This is a genomic window from Acidobacteriota bacterium (assembly GCA_018268895.1).
In the GTDB taxonomy this organism is placed as follows: Bacteria; Acidobacteriota; Terriglobia; order Terriglobales; family Acidobacteriaceae; genus Edaphobacter.
On the sequence record JAFDVP010000009.1, the window covers coordinates 182,031 to 197,707 of the forward strand.

The 15,677-nt window shown below is 59.6% G+C and carries 12 protein-coding genes; 9 read left to right on the forward strand and 3 right to left on the reverse strand.

Annotation, left to right across the window (positions count from 1 at the left end):
* Positions 1–32 precede the first annotated feature (32 nt).
* Positions 33–1,421, forward strand: a complete 1,389-nt coding sequence (locus JSS95_12625; GenBank protein MBS1800656.1) for an FAD-binding oxidoreductase — start codon at positions 33–35, stop codon at positions 1,419–1,421.
* Positions 1,418–2,179 (forward strand): SDR family oxidoreductase, encoded by a 762-nt coding sequence (locus JSS95_12630; GenBank protein MBS1800657.1) that lies wholly within the window; start codon positions 1,418–1,420, stop codon positions 2,177–2,179. The genes JSS95_12625 and JSS95_12630 overlap by 4 nt, the downstream gene beginning before the upstream one ends.
* 18 nt (positions 2,180–2,197) lie before the next feature.
* On the opposite strand, the gene JSS95_12635 is transcribed toward JSS95_12630, so the two are convergent.
* Positions 2,198–2,833: a cysteine dioxygenase family protein gene (locus JSS95_12635; protein ID MBS1800658.1), complete on the reverse strand. Its 636-nt coding sequence runs from the start codon at positions 2,831–2,833 to the stop codon at positions 2,198–2,200.
* Between the two features lie 208 nt (positions 2,834–3,041).
* On the opposite strand from JSS95_12635, the gene typA reads away from it, so the two are divergent.
* On the forward strand, positions 3,042–4,853 hold the full coding sequence (typA, locus tag JSS95_12640; GenBank protein MBS1800659.1) for a translational GTPase TypA: 1,812 nt from the start codon (positions 3,042–3,044) through the stop codon (positions 4,851–4,853).
* Here the strand turns inward: typA and JSS95_12645 are convergent.
* A complete protein-coding gene (locus JSS95_12645) occupies positions 4,777–5,307 on the reverse strand; it encodes a hypothetical protein (GenBank protein MBS1800660.1) in 531 nt (176 codons plus the stop codon). The two genes, typA and JSS95_12645, sit on opposite strands and share 77 nt — an antisense overlap.
* A gap of 264 nt (positions 5,308–5,571) precedes the next feature.
* Here JSS95_12645 and JSS95_12650 point away from each other — a divergent pair, with 264 nt between their 5' ends.
* The gene (locus tag JSS95_12650; protein MBS1800661.1) at positions 5,572–6,891 is read left to right on the forward strand and encodes an acetylxylan esterase; all 1,320 of its coding nucleotides are present in this window, start codon (positions 5,572–5,574) and stop codon (positions 6,889–6,891) included.
* Between the two features lie 687 nt (positions 6,892–7,578).
* Here the strand turns inward: JSS95_12650 and JSS95_12655 are convergent.
* Complete coding sequence (locus JSS95_12655; protein ID MBS1800662.1) at positions 7,579–8,196, reverse strand: superoxide dismutase; 618 nt, start codon at positions 8,194–8,196, stop codon at positions 7,579–7,581.
* 223 nt (positions 8,197–8,419) lie between these two features.
* On the opposite strand from JSS95_12655, the gene JSS95_12660 reads away from it, so the two are divergent.
* The 5 genes from JSS95_12660 (at position 8,420) to gnd (ending at position 15,660) form a co-directional block, all read left to right on the forward strand.
* Entirely contained in the window at positions 8,420–10,858 is a 2,439-nt protein-coding gene (locus tag JSS95_12660; protein MBS1800663.1) for a glucan 1,4-alpha-glucosidase, read from the forward strand.
* Between the two features lie 153 nt (positions 10,859–11,011).
* The gene (gene tkt / locus JSS95_12665; GenBank protein ID MBS1800664.1) at positions 11,012–13,015 is read left to right on the forward strand and encodes a transketolase; all 2,004 of its coding nucleotides are present in this window, start codon (positions 11,012–11,014) and stop codon (positions 13,013–13,015) included.
* Positions 13,016–13,039: 24 nt separating this feature from the next.
* On the forward strand, positions 13,040–13,717 hold the full coding sequence (gene rpiA, locus JSS95_12670) for a ribose-5-phosphate isomerase RpiA (protein ID MBS1800665.1): 678 nt from the start codon (positions 13,040–13,042) through the stop codon (positions 13,715–13,717).
* Between the two features lie 70 nt (positions 13,718–13,787).
* A complete protein-coding gene (locus JSS95_12675; protein ID MBS1800666.1) occupies positions 13,788–14,660 on the forward strand; it encodes an SDR family NAD(P)-dependent oxidoreductase in 873 nt (290 codons plus the stop codon).
* Positions 14,661–14,751: 91 nt separating this feature from the next.
* Positions 14,752–15,660, forward strand: a complete 909-nt coding sequence (gnd, locus tag JSS95_12680) for a decarboxylating 6-phosphogluconate dehydrogenase (GenBank protein ID MBS1800667.1) — start codon at positions 14,752–14,754, stop codon at positions 15,658–15,660.
* Positions 15,661–15,677 lie beyond the last annotated feature (17 nt).

The following is a 15,677-nucleotide window of genomic DNA, read 5'->3' on the forward strand; positions in this document are numbered from 1 at the left end:
TCAACCAGCACGTGTCCGATATGATTTAGGAGATGCCTGAGATCGAGACCCAGCAGCGCCTCACCTACAAGCAGGGAAGCGCCCGGAAGAGCGCCCCGGGCGAGGCATCTTTTGAATCGTGGGGCCGCTATCCCTCGTACAAGGCCAACATCATTCCGCTGCATTGGCAGAGTGACTTTCCCGCGGCGGTCCGTGGAATCCATGATGCCGTCCTGCCGGTTGGCCTGGGACGCAGCTATGGCGATGTTTGTCTGCTCGATCAGGGAAATCTGTTACCCACGCCGGCGATGAACCGCCTGATCTCCTTCGATCCCGAGACTGGTTTACTGACTGCCGAAGCAGGCATCTCGCTGGCGCAGATCCTCGACTTCTCCGTGCCGCGCGGGTTCTTCCTGCCCGTCACTCCGGGAACGAAGTACGTCACGCTCGGCGGCGCGATCGCCAATGACATTCATGGCAAGAACCATCACGTCGCCGGGACCTTCGGCCGTCACGTCACGGAGTTCGAGCTTGTCCGCTCCGACGGAACGGTTCTGCGCTGCTCGCCGAACGAGAACCCCGAGTTCTACGCGATGACCATCGGCGGGCTCGGCCTCACGGGGCTCATCCGCTGGGCGACGCTCAGGCTCAAGCCGATCGTCTCGCGCAAGATCGACTACGAGGGAATCCAGTTCCACGGCATCGACGAGTTTCTTTACCTCACCGAGGCGAGCAAGGAGATCGAGTACACGGTCAGTTGGGTCGATTGCACCTCGACCGGAAAAAACTTCTGCCGCGGCATCTTCATGCAGGGCGATCACTCGACCCGCCGCGATGAACTGAAGCCATCGCCCGAGCCGAAGCTGGTGTTTCCCTTCAACGCTCCCGGTTTTGCGTTGAATCATGTTTCGGTCAGCGCATTCAACACGCTCTTCTTCCACAAGCAGATGGGCAAGCGCCAGGTTGCATTGCAGGACTACGAGCCGTTCTTTTATCCGCTCGACAAGGTGCTGCACTGGAACCGCATGTACGGCAAGAGCGGCCTGTTGCAGTTCCAGTACGTCATTCCTTGGAACAACGCGCGCGAGGGAACGGTAGCGATCCTCAAGGAGGTCGCGAAGTCTGGCCTCGCCAGCTTCCTGGCCGTGCTCAAGGCGTTTGGCGATGTTCCTTCGCCGGGAGTGATGAGCTTTCCGCGCCCTGGCATCACGCTCGCTCTCGACTTTCCCATCAAGCCGGGCAAGAGCTTTCCGCTGTTTGAACGCCTCGCCGACATGACGCTTGAGTTCGGCGGCCGCCTCTATCCGGCGAAGGACGCCGCGATGACCGCCGCGCAGTTTCAGGCCTTCTACCCGGAGTGGCGGCAACTGGCACGCTTCCGCGATCCGCTCATCACGTCGAGCTTCTGGGAGCGCGTCACTGGAGAACAACCGAATCTATGAGCAGCAACGCAAATCATTCGTCACGCAAGATACTCGTTCTGGGAGCTACATCCGGTATCGCCGAGGCCACCTGCCGCATCTGGGCCTCGCAGGGAGCGAGCCTGTTTCTCGTAGCGCGCAATGCCGAGAAGCTTGCGGCCGTGGCAACCGACCTTCGCACGCGCGGCGCGAGCTTTGTCGATACGGCCGTCGCCGATCTCGACGACACGGAGCAGCACCCAGCGCTGCTGGCCCACGCGGTCAATGCGCTCACCGGCCTCGACGTTGCCTATCTCGCGCACGGCGTTCTGGGAGACCAGACACAGGCGGAGCAGGATTTCAACACTGCCGCTCACATCCTTCATACCAACCTGATGGCTCCGGTCTCGTTGCTGACGTGGCTGGCAAACTTTTTTGTGCAGCGCCGTGCGGGAACGATTGCTGTGCTGTCGTCAGTCGCGGGCGATCGCGGGCGTAAATCGAACTACGTCTACGGATCGTCGAAGGCGGGGCTGTCGGCGTTTCTTGCCGGGCTGCGCAATCGCGTCGACCGCGAAGGCGTGACCGTGCTGACGATCAAGCCGGGACCGACGAAGACGGCGATGACCGCCGGCATGAAGGGCGCGGAGAAGTTTGCCGACGTCGACAAGGTTGCGGCAAGCATCGTGAAGGCGGTCGATGGACGTGCAGACTCGCTCTACGTGCCTTTCCAGTGGCAGCCGATCATGTTTGTGATCCGGCACATCCCGGAGAGGGTCTTCAAGAAGCTGAATCTCTGAGCACCCCACGCTGCGTTGCTACTCTTCGACGCGGTGGCCGTCCTTGCTGAAGAAGCTGAGTTGTCGCCGGTAGCAGCGCTGTTTTTCCAGGTCGAAGGCGATGCAGGAGTCGAAGGGCTTGGAGTAGACGTGCAGGCTGACGCAGCCTGTCGTTCCGGCGTTCTCGATCTGGTGGATGGTCTGGAGCTTGTCGACGGTGACGATGCCGGTTCCTTCGGAGCAGGTGATGGTGCGCACCTTGTCGAGCTGGAGTTCGGTCGCGCCTCCAATGCAGTCGATGTTGACGACGTTCTGGTTCTCGGGGGTGTTGCAGCGGGTGTGGTGGTACTCGTGGGTGAGGACCTCGCCCTGCGAGATGGTCATCCATCCGAGCTGGCCGTTGTGGGTGTGGATGGCGGTCTTCTGCCCCGGCGACCAGCAGATGGCCATGACCTCGAAGAGCTCGTCGCGGTAGATGAGGTTGCGGGTGTAGAAGCTGTCGCGCCACCAGACGTAGTCGTGGAGGGCCTCGGGCCGCAGCGTGGTGGCGGCCATGTAGCTGGCGATCTTGTTCTTGGTGATCAGTCCCCGCTCCAGTTCGCGTAGTCCGGCGATGAAGTCCGCTACGCTGGTCCGGAGCGGGTGGGTACAGGCTGCGATCTCTGGAATGGGCATGGGTAAAGGTTCCTTCCGCTGAACTTTCTTCATTATCTCGCGGATGCAGCGCGCGTTCAGCAAGGATTTACATCATCTTCTTCGATTTGCGGCCTGCCATGGCGTCTGAAGACGCGCGGGTACGGTAAACTAGAACAACACGCGCATTTTCAGATTTTTTCCATCCTTAAATCATTCGACACGCGCGCAGACAGGACATCCAAACGCAGTGAGCCAGCAGATTCGCAATATCGCTATCATCGCCCACGTCGACCACGGCAAGACCACGCTCGTCGACGCCATGCTCCGCCAGTCCGGCACCTTCCGCGCCAACGAGGCCGTCGCCGATCGCGTCATGGACTCGAACGACCTTGAAAGAGAGCGCGGCATCACGATCCTGGCCAAGAACACCGCCATTCACTACATGGATTCGAAGATCAACATCGTCGACACGCCGGGCCACGCGGACTTCGGCGGCGAGGTGGAGCGCGCGCTGAAGATGGTCGACGGCGTGGTGCTGCTGGTCGACGCTTCGGAGGGGCCGCTGCCGCAGACGCGCTATGTGCTCTCGAAGGCGCTTGAGGCGAAGCTGACGCCGATCCTGGTGATCAACAAGATCGACCGCCCGGACGCGCGTCCGCAGGAGGTGGTCAACGAGGTCTATGACCTGTTCATCGACCTCGATGCCGACGAGAGCGTGCTCGATTTCCCGATCATCTACACGAACGGCAAGCAGGGCACGGCGACGATGGACCTGGCGCAGCCGGGGACAGACCTCAAGCCGCTCTTTGATCTGATCGTGAAGACGATTCCGGCGGCGAAGGGCGATCCCGCGGCATCGCTGCAGATTCTGGTGACGAACCTGGACTACTCGGACTACCTGGGCCGCCTTGCGATCGCGCGCGTCTTCAACGGCACGCTGACGACCGGGCAGGAGGTCGCCGTTTCGAAGACCGATGGATCGCTGCAGAACGTGAAGATCACGAAGCTGTTCAGCTTTGACGGACTGAAGCGTACTGATATTACGCAGACAGAGATCGGCGACATCGTTGCCATCGCCGGAGTTGCGGGCATCACCATCGGCGAGTCGATCACGAACATCGAGAACCCGGCTCCGCTGCCCTTGATCAAGATTGACGAGCCGACGATTGCGATCCAGTTCTCGGTCAACAACTCGCCGTTCGCCGGGCGCGAAGGCCAGTATGTGACCAGCCGCAATTTGAAGGAGCGGCTCGAGAAGGAGCTGCTGACGAACGTCTCGATTCGCGTCGAGGACACGGGCAGCCCGGAGACCTTCAAGGTGCTGGGCCGCGGCGAATTGCAGCTCTCGGTGCTGATCGAGATGATGCGCCGCGAGGGCTTCGAGCTGATGGTCTCGCGTCCTGAGATTGTGACGCGCAGGATCGACGACAAGCTGATGGAGCCGAACGAACACCTGACGGTCGACATTCCGGAGAGCTTCGTCGGTACTGTCATCGAGCGGCTTGGGCCGCGCAAGGGCGAGATGACGAAGATGACGAACCACGGCTCGGGCCGTGTGAGGATGGAGTTCATGATTCCGTCGCGCGGCTTGATCGGCCTGCGTTCGGAGATGCTGACGGAGACGCGCGGCACAATCATCATGAACTCGATCGCCGACGGATACGTGCCGTATCAGGGCGAGATTCCGCAGCGTCCGACGGGCGCGCTGATCTCCGACCGTGCAGGCACGACGACGACCTATGCGCTGAACGGTCTGCAGGACCGCGGCATTCTCTTTGTCGGCGACGGCACCGAGGTCTACGAGGGCATGATCGTCGGCGAGCACTCGCGCGACAACGACCTGGACGTGAACGCAGTCCGCGAGAAGAAGCTGACCAACATGCGCGCATCAGGTTCAGACGATGCGTTGCGCCTGGTTCCTTATAAGCAGCAGACGCTGGAGCAGTCGATTGAGTTCATCGCTGACGATGAGCTGGTCGAGGTCACGCCGAAGTCGCTGCGTCTGCGCAAGAAGGTGTTGCAGGCGAACCGGCGTCCGCGTAAAGGACAACCGGAGTAACCGTAGCCTGGTCAGCCGGAGACTGCGCGCCGTGTGATCGGGCCATCGCTGCGGCTTGCAGCTTCTCTCTGTAGCGAGCGGCGGCGCTGATGTTGCTGCCTGCGGCTGGGGCGATGGTTGCAGACGACGCGGCCGGGTTGCCGTGGATGAAGTGCGGCGGTGGTGTGTCTTCAGGCGCCTGCGTGGCCGTGACGATAGGTGCTTTGGATTGGCTTCCGGGTGCTTCTTCATGCTGCGCCTGCACCTTTGGTTTGCTCTCCTTGGATGTGCTCTCCTCAGCAAGACTGCGAAGGTTGCTCATGGCGAGCTTGAGGGCGGAGAGCAGGATGCGGGCGCGGGTGTTGTCGAGCGTTCCCGCAGCCACGCCCTGGATGATGCGGGAGAGCGCCTGCTGGATGGAGTGGGCGTCGTGGATGGTGGGCAGTGCGATGGTCTCGGTGGGGATGCTGTTCATGATTGCGACTCCTTTGGGTTAAAAGAGGAAGGCCCAGCCGTCGGGCTGGGCCTTCACCGCTTTCGATCTCTATATATATCTATTAGAGCAGGTGGAGCGAAACTAATCGGCACTTTGCGCCGTGTCTATATCGCCCATGGAATGTTTTGGTTACGGAGATTTGCACAGCGCAGGGGGCTTGACAGGAATTTGGCCCACTGCCGGTCACGGGCCGTAAGGTAGTATTCGTGCGAGAGAAAATTGGTCGGACCGGGGGACGCCTCAATGAGGATGAGATGGTTGTGTGCGCTCGTAGTGCTGGGTGGGGGAATAGCTGGAGCGCAGACACCGCGTCCAGAGGCCCCGGCGAGTCTGCCGCGGGTGACGGCGGGGATTCCGGTGAACTACGACGAGGCGAAGGTGGGCACGTACACGCTGCCCGATCCCCTGGTGATGAGCGACGGCAAGCCGGTGAAGGATGCGAAGACGTGGACGACGAAGCGGCGTCCGGAGATTGTGCGCCTGTTTGAGACGCAGCAGTTTGGCGTAGCGCCGGGGCGTCCGAAGGACGAGAGCTTCGAGGTAATTGAAAAAGGGACTCCTGCGTTCGACGGCAAAGCGATTCGCAGACGAGTCGATATTCATCTGTCGAAGGACAAGACGGCTCCGGTGATTCATCTGGTGGAGTATCTGCCGGCAGGTGCGAAGAAGCCGGTCCCTCTGCTATTGAATATCAGTTTTTCGGCGGCTTCAAACTCGGTGGACGATCCGGGCCTGCCTGTAGGAGAGATCTGGGAGGCGAAGACGAAGGTCAAAGTTCCAGCGACGCAGGGCCGAGCGTTTGGCAAGCTGCCTGTGGCCACATTTCTGGATGCAGGGTTCGGCATTGCAACCTTTTATTACGGCGATGTGGAGCCGGACTATGCGGAGGGCTTCAAGGACAGTATTCGCAGGTTCTACCTGAAACCGGGAGAGAGCAGTCGCGGGCCGGAGGACTGGGGTTCGATTGCCGCATGGGCGTGGGGGATGAGCCGCGTTCAGGATTACTTTGAGACGGATAGGCAGGTAGACGCAAAGCGAGTGGCGATTCATGGCATCTCGCGACTGGGCAAGACGGTGATGTGGGCGGGAGCGCACGACCAGCGGTTTGCCGCGGTGATTGCAAGCTGCTCGGGTGAAGGTGGCGCGGCGTTGAGCCATCGCGACTATGGAGAGACTGTCGCCCACCTGACTGCTCCGACACGTTTTCCTTATCAGTTCGCAGAGAACTATGGGAAATGGGCAGGATTTCCGGACAAGGCTCCGATGGATTCGCACATGCTGGTCGCGCTGATTGCGCCGAGGCCGGTGCTGCTGCAGACGGGGACAACGGATTTCTGGTCGGACCCGAAGGGAGAGTTTCTGGCCGCCGTTGCTGCGGAGCCGGTGTACAAGCTGCTGAGCAAGCAGGGTCTGGGATTGGGTGTTGATGGATGGCCTGAGGCGAAGGTGCCGGTGCTGCATGACATCGGGTATTACATGCACGACGGCGGGCATGGCATGGTGCCGGGGGACTGGGATATTTATGTGCAGTTTTTGAAGATGCACCTGGGTGAGGGGAAGTGAGGCATACCCCAGGGGCTGAAGCCCCCATTTCTGTCGAATACATAGAGGGCCAAGCCTGAAGGCTTGGCGTACCAAGAAGCGGTTCTCGCGTTGCGCGAATGCCCCAATCATGCCGCGAAAAACCGCGCTATGATTGGGGCACCCGGCCAGAAATTCGTCTATTTACTTAGCGCTTGAAGCGGCGCTGTCGTTTTTCTTCCTCAGTCAATCCGAACGGGCCACTGGGGTCTAAGGCTTGGCCAAGTCTGAGATATATGAATACCAGCACTATTGATTCTGGTATTAACCCGATCAGCATTGCTAAAGAACTATCAAATGGAAATTTGTGTCTTATCAACACAAGAAATAAAAGGTGAACGAGAACCAACGCGGACGCAATATATCTCTGAATTGGTCTCGTGAGGCTCTCCCGAAGTTGCACGAAAGAAAATGCAAATAAAAAAAAGGTCCAAAGAGCCATCTGCATGGCTGCTCTATTGGATTGCTGAGCGAAGTTGTCGATGTAGATAGCGCCCAGCCCAACTGCGCAACCAAGTAGGATTCGTGTGCCGTGTTTATTTATCTTCACGTCTGCCGATCTATAGCGGGCGCTTTCTCAAATTAGAAGTCTAATCATTCACCTGACGTGGGGCACAAAGAAAAACGGGACTGCGAAAAGCAGTCCCGCGTGATGCAATGTTCGTAAGTTTATTTGTAGCTCTTCGCGGTTTCGAAGCGCTTGTTGATCTCGTCCCAGTTGACGGTGTTCCACCAGGCGGCGAGGTAGTCCGGGCGCCGGTTGTTGTACTTGAGGTAGTAGGCGTGCTCCCAGACGTCGTTGCCGAGGATGGGGTAGTGGCCTTGTGAGAGCGGGTTGTCCTGGTTGGCGGTGGTGACGATCTTGAGCTTGCCGCCCTCGAAGATGAGCCAGCCCCAGCCGGAGCCGAACTGCTTGGCGGTGGTCTCGTTGAAGAGCTTCTTGAAGCTCTCGAAGTCGCCGAAGTCGGCCTTGATCTGGGCTGCGATAGCGCCGTTGGGTTCGCCGCCGCCCTTGGGCTTCATGATCTGCCAGAACATGGTGTGGTTGACGTGTCCGCCGCCGTTGTTCTGCACAACCTTGCGCACATCTTCGGGAATGGCGGCGAGATTCTTGAGGAGGTCTTCGGGGGATTTGCTGCCCAGCTCCGGGTGCTTGTCGATTGCGCCGTTGAGGTTGGTGACATAGGCCTGGTGGTGCTTGTCGTGATGGAGCTTCATGGTCGCTTCGTCGATATGGGGCTCAAGGCCAGCGTAGTCGTAGGGCAAAGGGGGAAGTTCGTAAGCCACTGTCGTCTCCTGTTTCGTCGGTGCTTGGCCGGTAACCGAAAGAGGCTTCGGTACCGGGCGTTCAATATATTGAGATGCCTTAAGAGACCGGCGCGATGCAACGCACCGGAGTTGTAGCAGCGAATGAATTAGAAATCCGTGACCCGGCCATGATAACGCAATCGAATGAGGCGAACGATCTTCGCCCGCGTCTTGCGAAGCGTTTTGGAGTCTAATGGACTGAATGAGCGACCTATCTGTTAGCTACCGTTGGCTGGACGATGATGGCCCGGCGTTTGGCGCGCCTGGCCTGGAACCGCGATGGACTTCGAGCAGAAAAGATGCAGTGGGGACGGCCTACTCTGCTTCGAGTCGCGTCTGGTACACGCTGTCGCATGGAACGCTCAACGAGATTTACTATCCAACGATCGACCGTCCGCAGACGCGCGACATGGAGCTGCTGTTTACCGACGGCGAGACCTTCTGCCATGAGGAAAAGCGCGATCTCGACTACGAGTTCGAGTATGTCGATGGCGACGCTCTGGCGGTTCGCGTGAAGGCGCGCGAGCGGGGAGGCCGCTACCGGGTGACGAAGGTGTTTATCTCGAACCCGCATTTTTCAACCGTGCTGATGCACGTGAAGATCGAGGGCGAAGAGCAGGTCCTGAAGCGGATGAAGTGCTACGCGCTTCTGGCGCCGCATTTGAATGGCGGCGGCGCGGGGAACTCGGCGCGGAGTATTGATGTTGCCGGCAAGCGTTGTCTGCTGGCGTGGAAGGGAAGCACTTCGCTGGCTTTGGGGGCTGACTGCGGATTTACGCGCTCGTCATGCGGGTATGTGGGATCGAGCGACGGTTATCAGGACCTGTTCGGCGACATGCGCATGAAGTGGCAGTTCGGGCAGGCTCTGGATGGAAATATCGCCGTGATGGGTGAGATCGACGTTGCGGTGAACCCGGAGTTCACCATTGCCATTGCCTTCGGAGATGGTCATCATGCGGCCCTGGCGGGGATGATGCAAAGCCTGGCAACTCCATTTGCGGACCATCTGAAGCGATTTCTGTTGCAGTGGGGAAGGGTGCAATCTCCGGAGCGGATTGTGGGAGCCTCTACCGACGACGGATATCTGGCCAGGATCAGCCACAATGTCCTGCTTGCGCATGAAGACAAGACATTCTCGGGCGCGTTTATCGCTTCGGCCTCGATCCCCTGGGGAGCGTCGAAGGGCGATCTCGACCTGGGCGGTTACCACCTGGTGTGGACGCGCGATATGGTGCAGACGGCGACTGCGTTGCTGGCGTGCGATCGCGCGGATACGGCGCTGCGAGCGCTGGTTTATCTGGCGTGTACGCAGCGCGCCGACGGCAGCTTCGCGCAGAACTTCTGGATCGACGGCACGCCGTACTGGCAGGGAATTCAGCTCGATGAAGTTGCGTTCCCGATCATTCTGGCGTGGCGTTTGTGGAAGCAGAAGACGATTGGGTCGTTCCGGGTGTTTCCCTTTGTAGAGCGCGCCGCGGCGTTTCTGGTGAAGTATGCTCCGGTGACGCAGCAGGAGCGGTGGGAGGAGACTTCGGGCTATTCGCCTTCGACGCTGGCGGCCGTGATCTCGGGGCTGGTGTGCGCGGCCGATATTGCGCGCGACCATGCGGCGCTGGAGCTTGCGGAGTATCTGGAAGGATATGCCGACTGGATCGAGGCGCATCTGGATGAGTGGACGACGACGAAGGACGGCGTGCTGCACCCGGAGGTGAAGTACCACTATGTGCGCATTGCTCCGCCTTGTCCGGGCGAGCCGTTTCATGATGCTTCGGTTCCTGTGGGATCGTTCCGCATCTCGAATCGAGGGCCGGAGGAGAGGTCGGTCTTCGAGGCGCGTGAGGTGATCGATGCCGGATTTCTGGAGCTGGTGCGTTATGGGATCAGGAGGCCGGATGACCCGCTGGTTGTCGACTCGTTGAAGGTGGTCGATCGTGTGCTGAAGAGAGACACGCCTTTCGGGCCATGCTGGCGGCGCTACAACCACGATGGCTATGGCCAGAAGAAGGATGGCGGTCCTTATGACGGATGGGGGCAGGGTCGCGCGTGGCCTCTGCTGGGCGGCGAGCGGGCGCACTACGAGCTGGCGTTGGGTAGCAACTGCGACAAGCTGACGCATGCGCTGGAGGCGTTTGCCTCGAAGGGCGGCATGTTGCCGGAGCAGGTGTGGGACTACGCGGACCTTCCTGAGGAGGGGATGTATTTCGGCAAGTCGGCGGGCTCGGCGCAGCCGCTGGTGTGGGCGCACTCGGAGTATCTGAAGCTGCTTCGCTCACTGACGGATGGCAGGGTCTTCGACAGAATCTCCGTGGTGGAGGAGAGATATGCGGTTCCGGCAAATAAGCGAAGGTTCCATAACCATCGCGAGATCTACTCTGCCGGCCGCCCCGTGAAGGCGATCAAGGCCGGGTATACGCTGCGCATCGTCGATTCGGGACACTTCAGGGCGGTATACACGCTCGACGACTGGGCCACGGTCCACGATGCTATATCGAATATGGTCGGGTATTCGGGATCGTATATCGATATACCGACGCAAGCAGGCAGGGCCGGGAAGATCATCTTCACCCAGTGCTGGACGGATGGAAACGGACAGGACCAGTGGCTGGGAAGAAATATCGAAGTTGCGGTTACAGCGGGATGAATCGCCAATCACTGCGATAAGGCAACTGTGGAGGTGCCGTGAGGTCATCTGCGCCTGTACACTGGTATTGGAACGCCTAAACTGAAAAACAGCGAAATCGAGCGCCGTCTATCCCTGCGTGCGCCGAGATGAAAGAGAAGAGGAAAAGGAAGAATGAGCGATCAGCAGACCAACCAGCAGAATGCGCTAGACCAGCTTTCCATCAATGCTCTCCGTTTTCTCGCCGTGGACGCCGTGGAAAAAGCAAAGTCCGGCCACCCCGGCGCCCCGCTTGGTTGTGCCCCGATCGCCTACCTGCTGTATCACAAGCTGATGAAGCATGACCCTTCGGACCCGAAGTGGATCGACCGCGACCGGTTCGTTCTGTCGAATGGACACGCCTCCGCGCTGCTTTATGGCGTGCTTCACCTTGCGGGCTACGACCTGCCGATGTCTCAGTTGGAGAGCTTCCGCCAGTGGGGATCACATACGCCGGGGCATCCCGAGTATGGTGAGGCTCCGGGTGTTGAGGTGACCACCGGTCCGCTGGGACAGGGTTTCGCGATGGCGGTGGGTATTGCTACCGCTGAAAAGCATATGGCCGCGGTCTATAACCGCGACGAGCACGCCGTCATCGACCACTACACGTATGTGCTTTGCGGCGACGGCGACCTGATGGAAGGCATCTCGCACGAGACGGCATCGCTGGCGGGGACCCTGAATCTCGGCAAGCTGATCGTGCTTTATGACGACAACCTGATCTCGCTCGACGGCCCGACGGAATTGAGCTTTACCGAAGACGTGACGGAGCGGTTCCACGGGTATCACTGGCACGTGCAGATGGTGGACGACGGCAACGACCTCGTCGCGCTGGAGGCTGCGATCAAGGCGGCAAAGGCGGAGACGACGAAGCCTTCGCTGATCCGCGTGCGCACGGTGATCGGCTACGGCAGCCCCAAGGCCGGCACGAGCAAGGTGCACGGCGAAGCGCTGGGCGCCGAGGCAGTGAAAGCGACCAAGAAAAACCTCGGCTGGCCTGAGGACAAGAGCTTTTATGTTCCGGAAGAGGCTGCGAAGAACTGGGCCCAGGCAAAGGCGAATGGCAAGAAGGCCCACGCCGAGTGGCAGAAGAACTTCGATGCGTATGCGAAGGCTTACCCTGCGCCTGCGGCTGAGTTTGATCGTGTCGTCAAGGGCAAGCTGCTGGATGGATGGGAGAAGAAGATTCCGACGTTCCCGACCGACAAGGCTGTCGCCACGCGTAACGCAGGTCAGGTGGTGATGAATGCGATCGAGCCGGTTGTGCCGGAGTTGTTTGGCGGCGCGGCTGACCTGACGGCCTCGACCAAGACGATCTTCAAGGACTCGGCGAACTTCCACGTCGACCCGAAGGGACGGAACGTCTTCTTCGGTGTGCGCGAGTTTGGCATGTGCGCCATGGTGAATGGAATGGCGGCGCACGGCGGGTTGATTCCCTTCGGTTCGACGTTCTTCGTCTTCTCGGACTACGCGCGCAATGCGATTCGTCTCGCTGCGCTGATGAGCGTGCATTCGCTGTTCGTGTTTACGCACGACTCTGTCGGTCTGGGTGAGGATGGCCCGACGCACCAGCCGGTGGAGCAGATGATGTCGCTGCGCCTGATTCCGCAGCTTACGGATTTCCGTCCAGCCGATGCGAACGAGACGGCTGCCTGCTGGCAGCTTGCGCTTGAGCGCAAGAGCGCGAGCTTTATGGCGCTTTCGCGGCAGGACCTGCCCGTGCTGGATGCTGCGAAGTACAAGGTGCTTGAAGGCGCGAGGAAGGGTGCTTATGCACTCGACAACTCGGGCAAGGACATTATTCTGATCGCAACCGGCTCCGAGGTCTCGCTGATTCTGAAGGCGGCTGAAGAGTTGAAGGCTGCAGGGATCAACGCAACGGTTGTGTCCATGCCGAGCTTCAGGATATTTGACGAGCAGGATGCAGCTTACAAGTCGAGCCTGCTGCCTGAGAACACACCGAAGCTGGCAGTGGAGGCCGGTGCGACGATGGGCTGGTACAAGTACATTGGCCACAACGGCGCGGTGATCGGGATCGATCGCTTCGGCGCTTCGGCTCCGGGACCAATTGCACTGGAGAAGCTGGGCATCAGCGTTGCAAATGTTGTCGAGCATGCCAAGAAGCTGGTGAAGAAGTAGGGCTTTCCCGAACGCAGGAAACGCATGACACAGGACGAAGCAAAGCGGATGGCAGCCCGGCACGCGCTGGAGTTTGTCGAGGATGGAATGTCGCTGGGGTTGGGCAGCGGCACCACCTCGGCGATCTTTATCAAAGAGCTGGGGGAGCGGGTCAAAGGCGGGCTGAAGGTGCGGGGGATCGCGACTTCAACCGCCAGCCAGACGCTTGCGGAATCGCTGTCGATCCCGATCACCAACTTCGATGAGACGCCGGAGCTGGATCTGGCTGTTGACGGCGCAGATGAAGTTGGGCCGGGACTCGCGTTGATCAAGGGCGGCGGCGGCGCGCTGCTGCGCGAGAAGATTGTAGAGAGCGCGGCGAAGAAGTTCATTGTCATTGCCGATTCAAGCAAGCTGGTGAAGCAGCTTGGCCGGTTCCCGCTTCCCGTTGAAGTGATTCAGATGGCGTTGCCAAACGTAACCCGGAGGCTGGAAGCGCTGGGATTGAATCCAAGGCTGCGCCACCACGCAGATGGTTCCCTGTACATTACGGACGAAAACAACTTTATCCTCGACTGTGCTGCGGGCGAGATTCCCGATCCGGTGAAGACTGCTGCCGACATCCGCGCCATCGTGGGCGTGGTGGAGCATGGGCTGTTTCTGAATATGGCGTCGTTCGCGCTGATTGCGAGCGATCAGGGTGTAACGAAGATCGTTCGATGACGTTGGGGCTGCCCTGTGACCGTTGTTGAGCGTTGCATCGAGAGACAAGTAAAGAGCGTCATATAAAGATATGTCAGCCGCTTCAACCCCCAACTCGACCACAGCTACCCGCACATGGTTTATTACGGGTTCGTCGACTGGTTTCGGACGCCTTCTTGCCGAAGAGGTGTTGAAGTCCGGAGACAAGGTCGTAGCGACGGCGCGCAAGGTTGAGCGGGTCGCCGATCTGGAACAGAAGTATCCCGGGAGGGGCCTCGCGCTGCCTCTCGATGTCACGAGGCAGGACCAGGTTGACGCTGCTGTCGCTGAGGCGCTGAAGCGCTTCGGCCGCGTCGATGTGCTGGTCAATAATGCTGGCTATGGCGTTGCCGGCGCTATCGAGGAAGTCTCCGAGGCAGAGCTCGGGCCGATGTACGAGACCAATGTGTTTGGCCTGCTGCGCGTGACGCGCGCGTTGCTTCCTCAGATGCGGAAACAGCGCAGTGGACATATCTTGAATCTCTCCTCGATTGGGGGGCTCACTGCGAGTCCTGGCTGGGGGCTTTATCACGGCACGAAGTTTGCTGTGGAAGGTCTTTCTGAGGCGCTTGCGCACGAGATTGCGCCGCTCGGCATCAAATTAACGATTGTGGAGCCAGGGCCGTTCCGCACGGATTTTCTCGGGCGTTCGGGAGTAGAGGCTGCAACGAAGATAGATGACTATGACAAGACCGCCGGTAACGCTCGCCGCTATATGGCGGAGCAGGATGGCAAGCAGCCGGGCGATCCGCTGAAGGCTGTCGAAGCCATGATGCAGGTTGTGAAGACAGAGAACCCGCCTCTGCGTCTGTTGCTGGGGGCAAGCGCACTCAAACGCGTGCGAGACAAACTGGCGGCATGGCAGAAGGAACTCGAAACCTGGGAATCAGTGGCGTTAGACGCGGATTTCCCTTCAGGTAGCTGATTTCAAAGTTTGAATCATGCCGTTTTCGAATGGCATGCAACGGAAGAGCGAATTAACACGGCGTTGCCGTACAGCAGGAAAGGAATACGAGATGGAACTTGGACTGATTGGCCTTGGCAAGATGGGATTCAATATGGCGGAGCGCCTGAAGCTGGCGGGCCACAAGGTTGTCGGCTTCGATTTCAACAAGGATGCAACGGCGAAACTGACGGCGACGGGGTCTCTTGGCGTGGATTCGCTGGAAGACCTGGTGAAGAACCTCTCCGCGCCGCGGGCCATCTGGATCATGGTGCCTTCGGGCGACCCAGTGGACCAGACGATTGCGAAGCTCGAGGCTCTGCTCACGCAGGGCGACACGATTATCGACGGCGGCAACTCCAACTACAAGGACACGCAACGTCGCCATGCCGAGGTTAAGGCCAAGGGATTTGAGTATGTCGATTGCGGGACCTCCGGCGGCGTGTGGGGATTGAAAGAGGGCTACAGCCTGATGATTGGCGGCGACATGGGGCCGGTCGATCGTCTGAAGCCGATCTTCGAGGCGCTGGCACCATCGCCTACGGAAGGCTGGGGGCATGTTGGACCTTCCGGTTCAGGACACTTTGTGAAGATGGTGCACAACGGCATCGAGTACGGCCTGATGCAGGCCTATGCCGAAGGCTTTTCCATCTTGAAAGCGAAGCAGGAGCTTGACCTCGACCTGACGCAGATTGCGCATATCTGGCAGAAGGGTTCGGTCGTGCGCTCGTGGCTCCTGGATCTGACAGCCGACGCGCTGGACCAGAACCCGACGCTGGCTGGTCTTGAGGCGTGGGTGCCGGACTCGGGCGAAGGGCGCTGGACCGTCACGGAGGCGATCGACCTGAACATTTCAGCGCCAGTGATTACGGAATCGTTGATACGGCGGTTGCGTTCGCGCGAAGAGAACAACTTTACCGATCGCATGATCTCGATCATGCGCGGTGCTTTTGGCGGCCATGCTGTTAAGAAAGCGGACTGAGAAACCGGACAAGAAAA

Excerpts from the sequence above, each read along its gene's own strand:
- JSS95_12645 (MBS1800660.1), bottom strand. The coding sequence starts at position 5,307 with ATGAACAGCATCCCCACCGAGACCATCGCACTGCCCACCATCCACGAC.
- tkt (MBS1800664.1), top strand. The coding sequence starts at position 11,012 with ATGAGCGATCAGCAGACCAACCAGCAGAATGCGCTAGACCAGCTTTCC.
- JSS95_12625 (MBS1800656.1), top strand. The coding sequence starts at position 33 with ATGCCTGAGATCGAGACCCAGCAGCGCCTCACCTACAAGCAGGGAAGC.
- JSS95_12650 (MBS1800661.1), top strand. The coding sequence starts at position 5,572 with ATGAGGATGAGATGGTTGTGTGCGCTCGTAGTGCTGGGTGGGGGAATA.
- JSS95_12675 (MBS1800666.1), top strand. The coding sequence starts at position 13,788 with ATGTCAGCCGCTTCAACCCCCAACTCGACCACAGCTACCCGCACATGG.
- JSS95_12630 (MBS1800657.1), top strand. The coding sequence starts at position 1,418 with ATGAGCAGCAACGCAAATCATTCGTCACGCAAGATACTCGTTCTGGGA.
- gnd (MBS1800667.1), top strand. The coding sequence starts at position 14,752 with ATGGAACTTGGACTGATTGGCCTTGGCAAGATGGGATTCAATATGGCG.
- JSS95_12635 (MBS1800658.1), bottom strand. The coding sequence starts at position 2,833 with ATGCCCATTCCAGAGATCGCAGCCTGTACCCACCCGCTCCGGACCAGC.
- rpiA (MBS1800665.1), top strand. The coding sequence starts at position 13,040 with ATGACACAGGACGAAGCAAAGCGGATGGCAGCCCGGCACGCGCTGGAG.
- JSS95_12660 (MBS1800663.1), top strand. The coding sequence starts at position 8,420 with ATGAGCGACCTATCTGTTAGCTACCGTTGGCTGGACGATGATGGCCCG.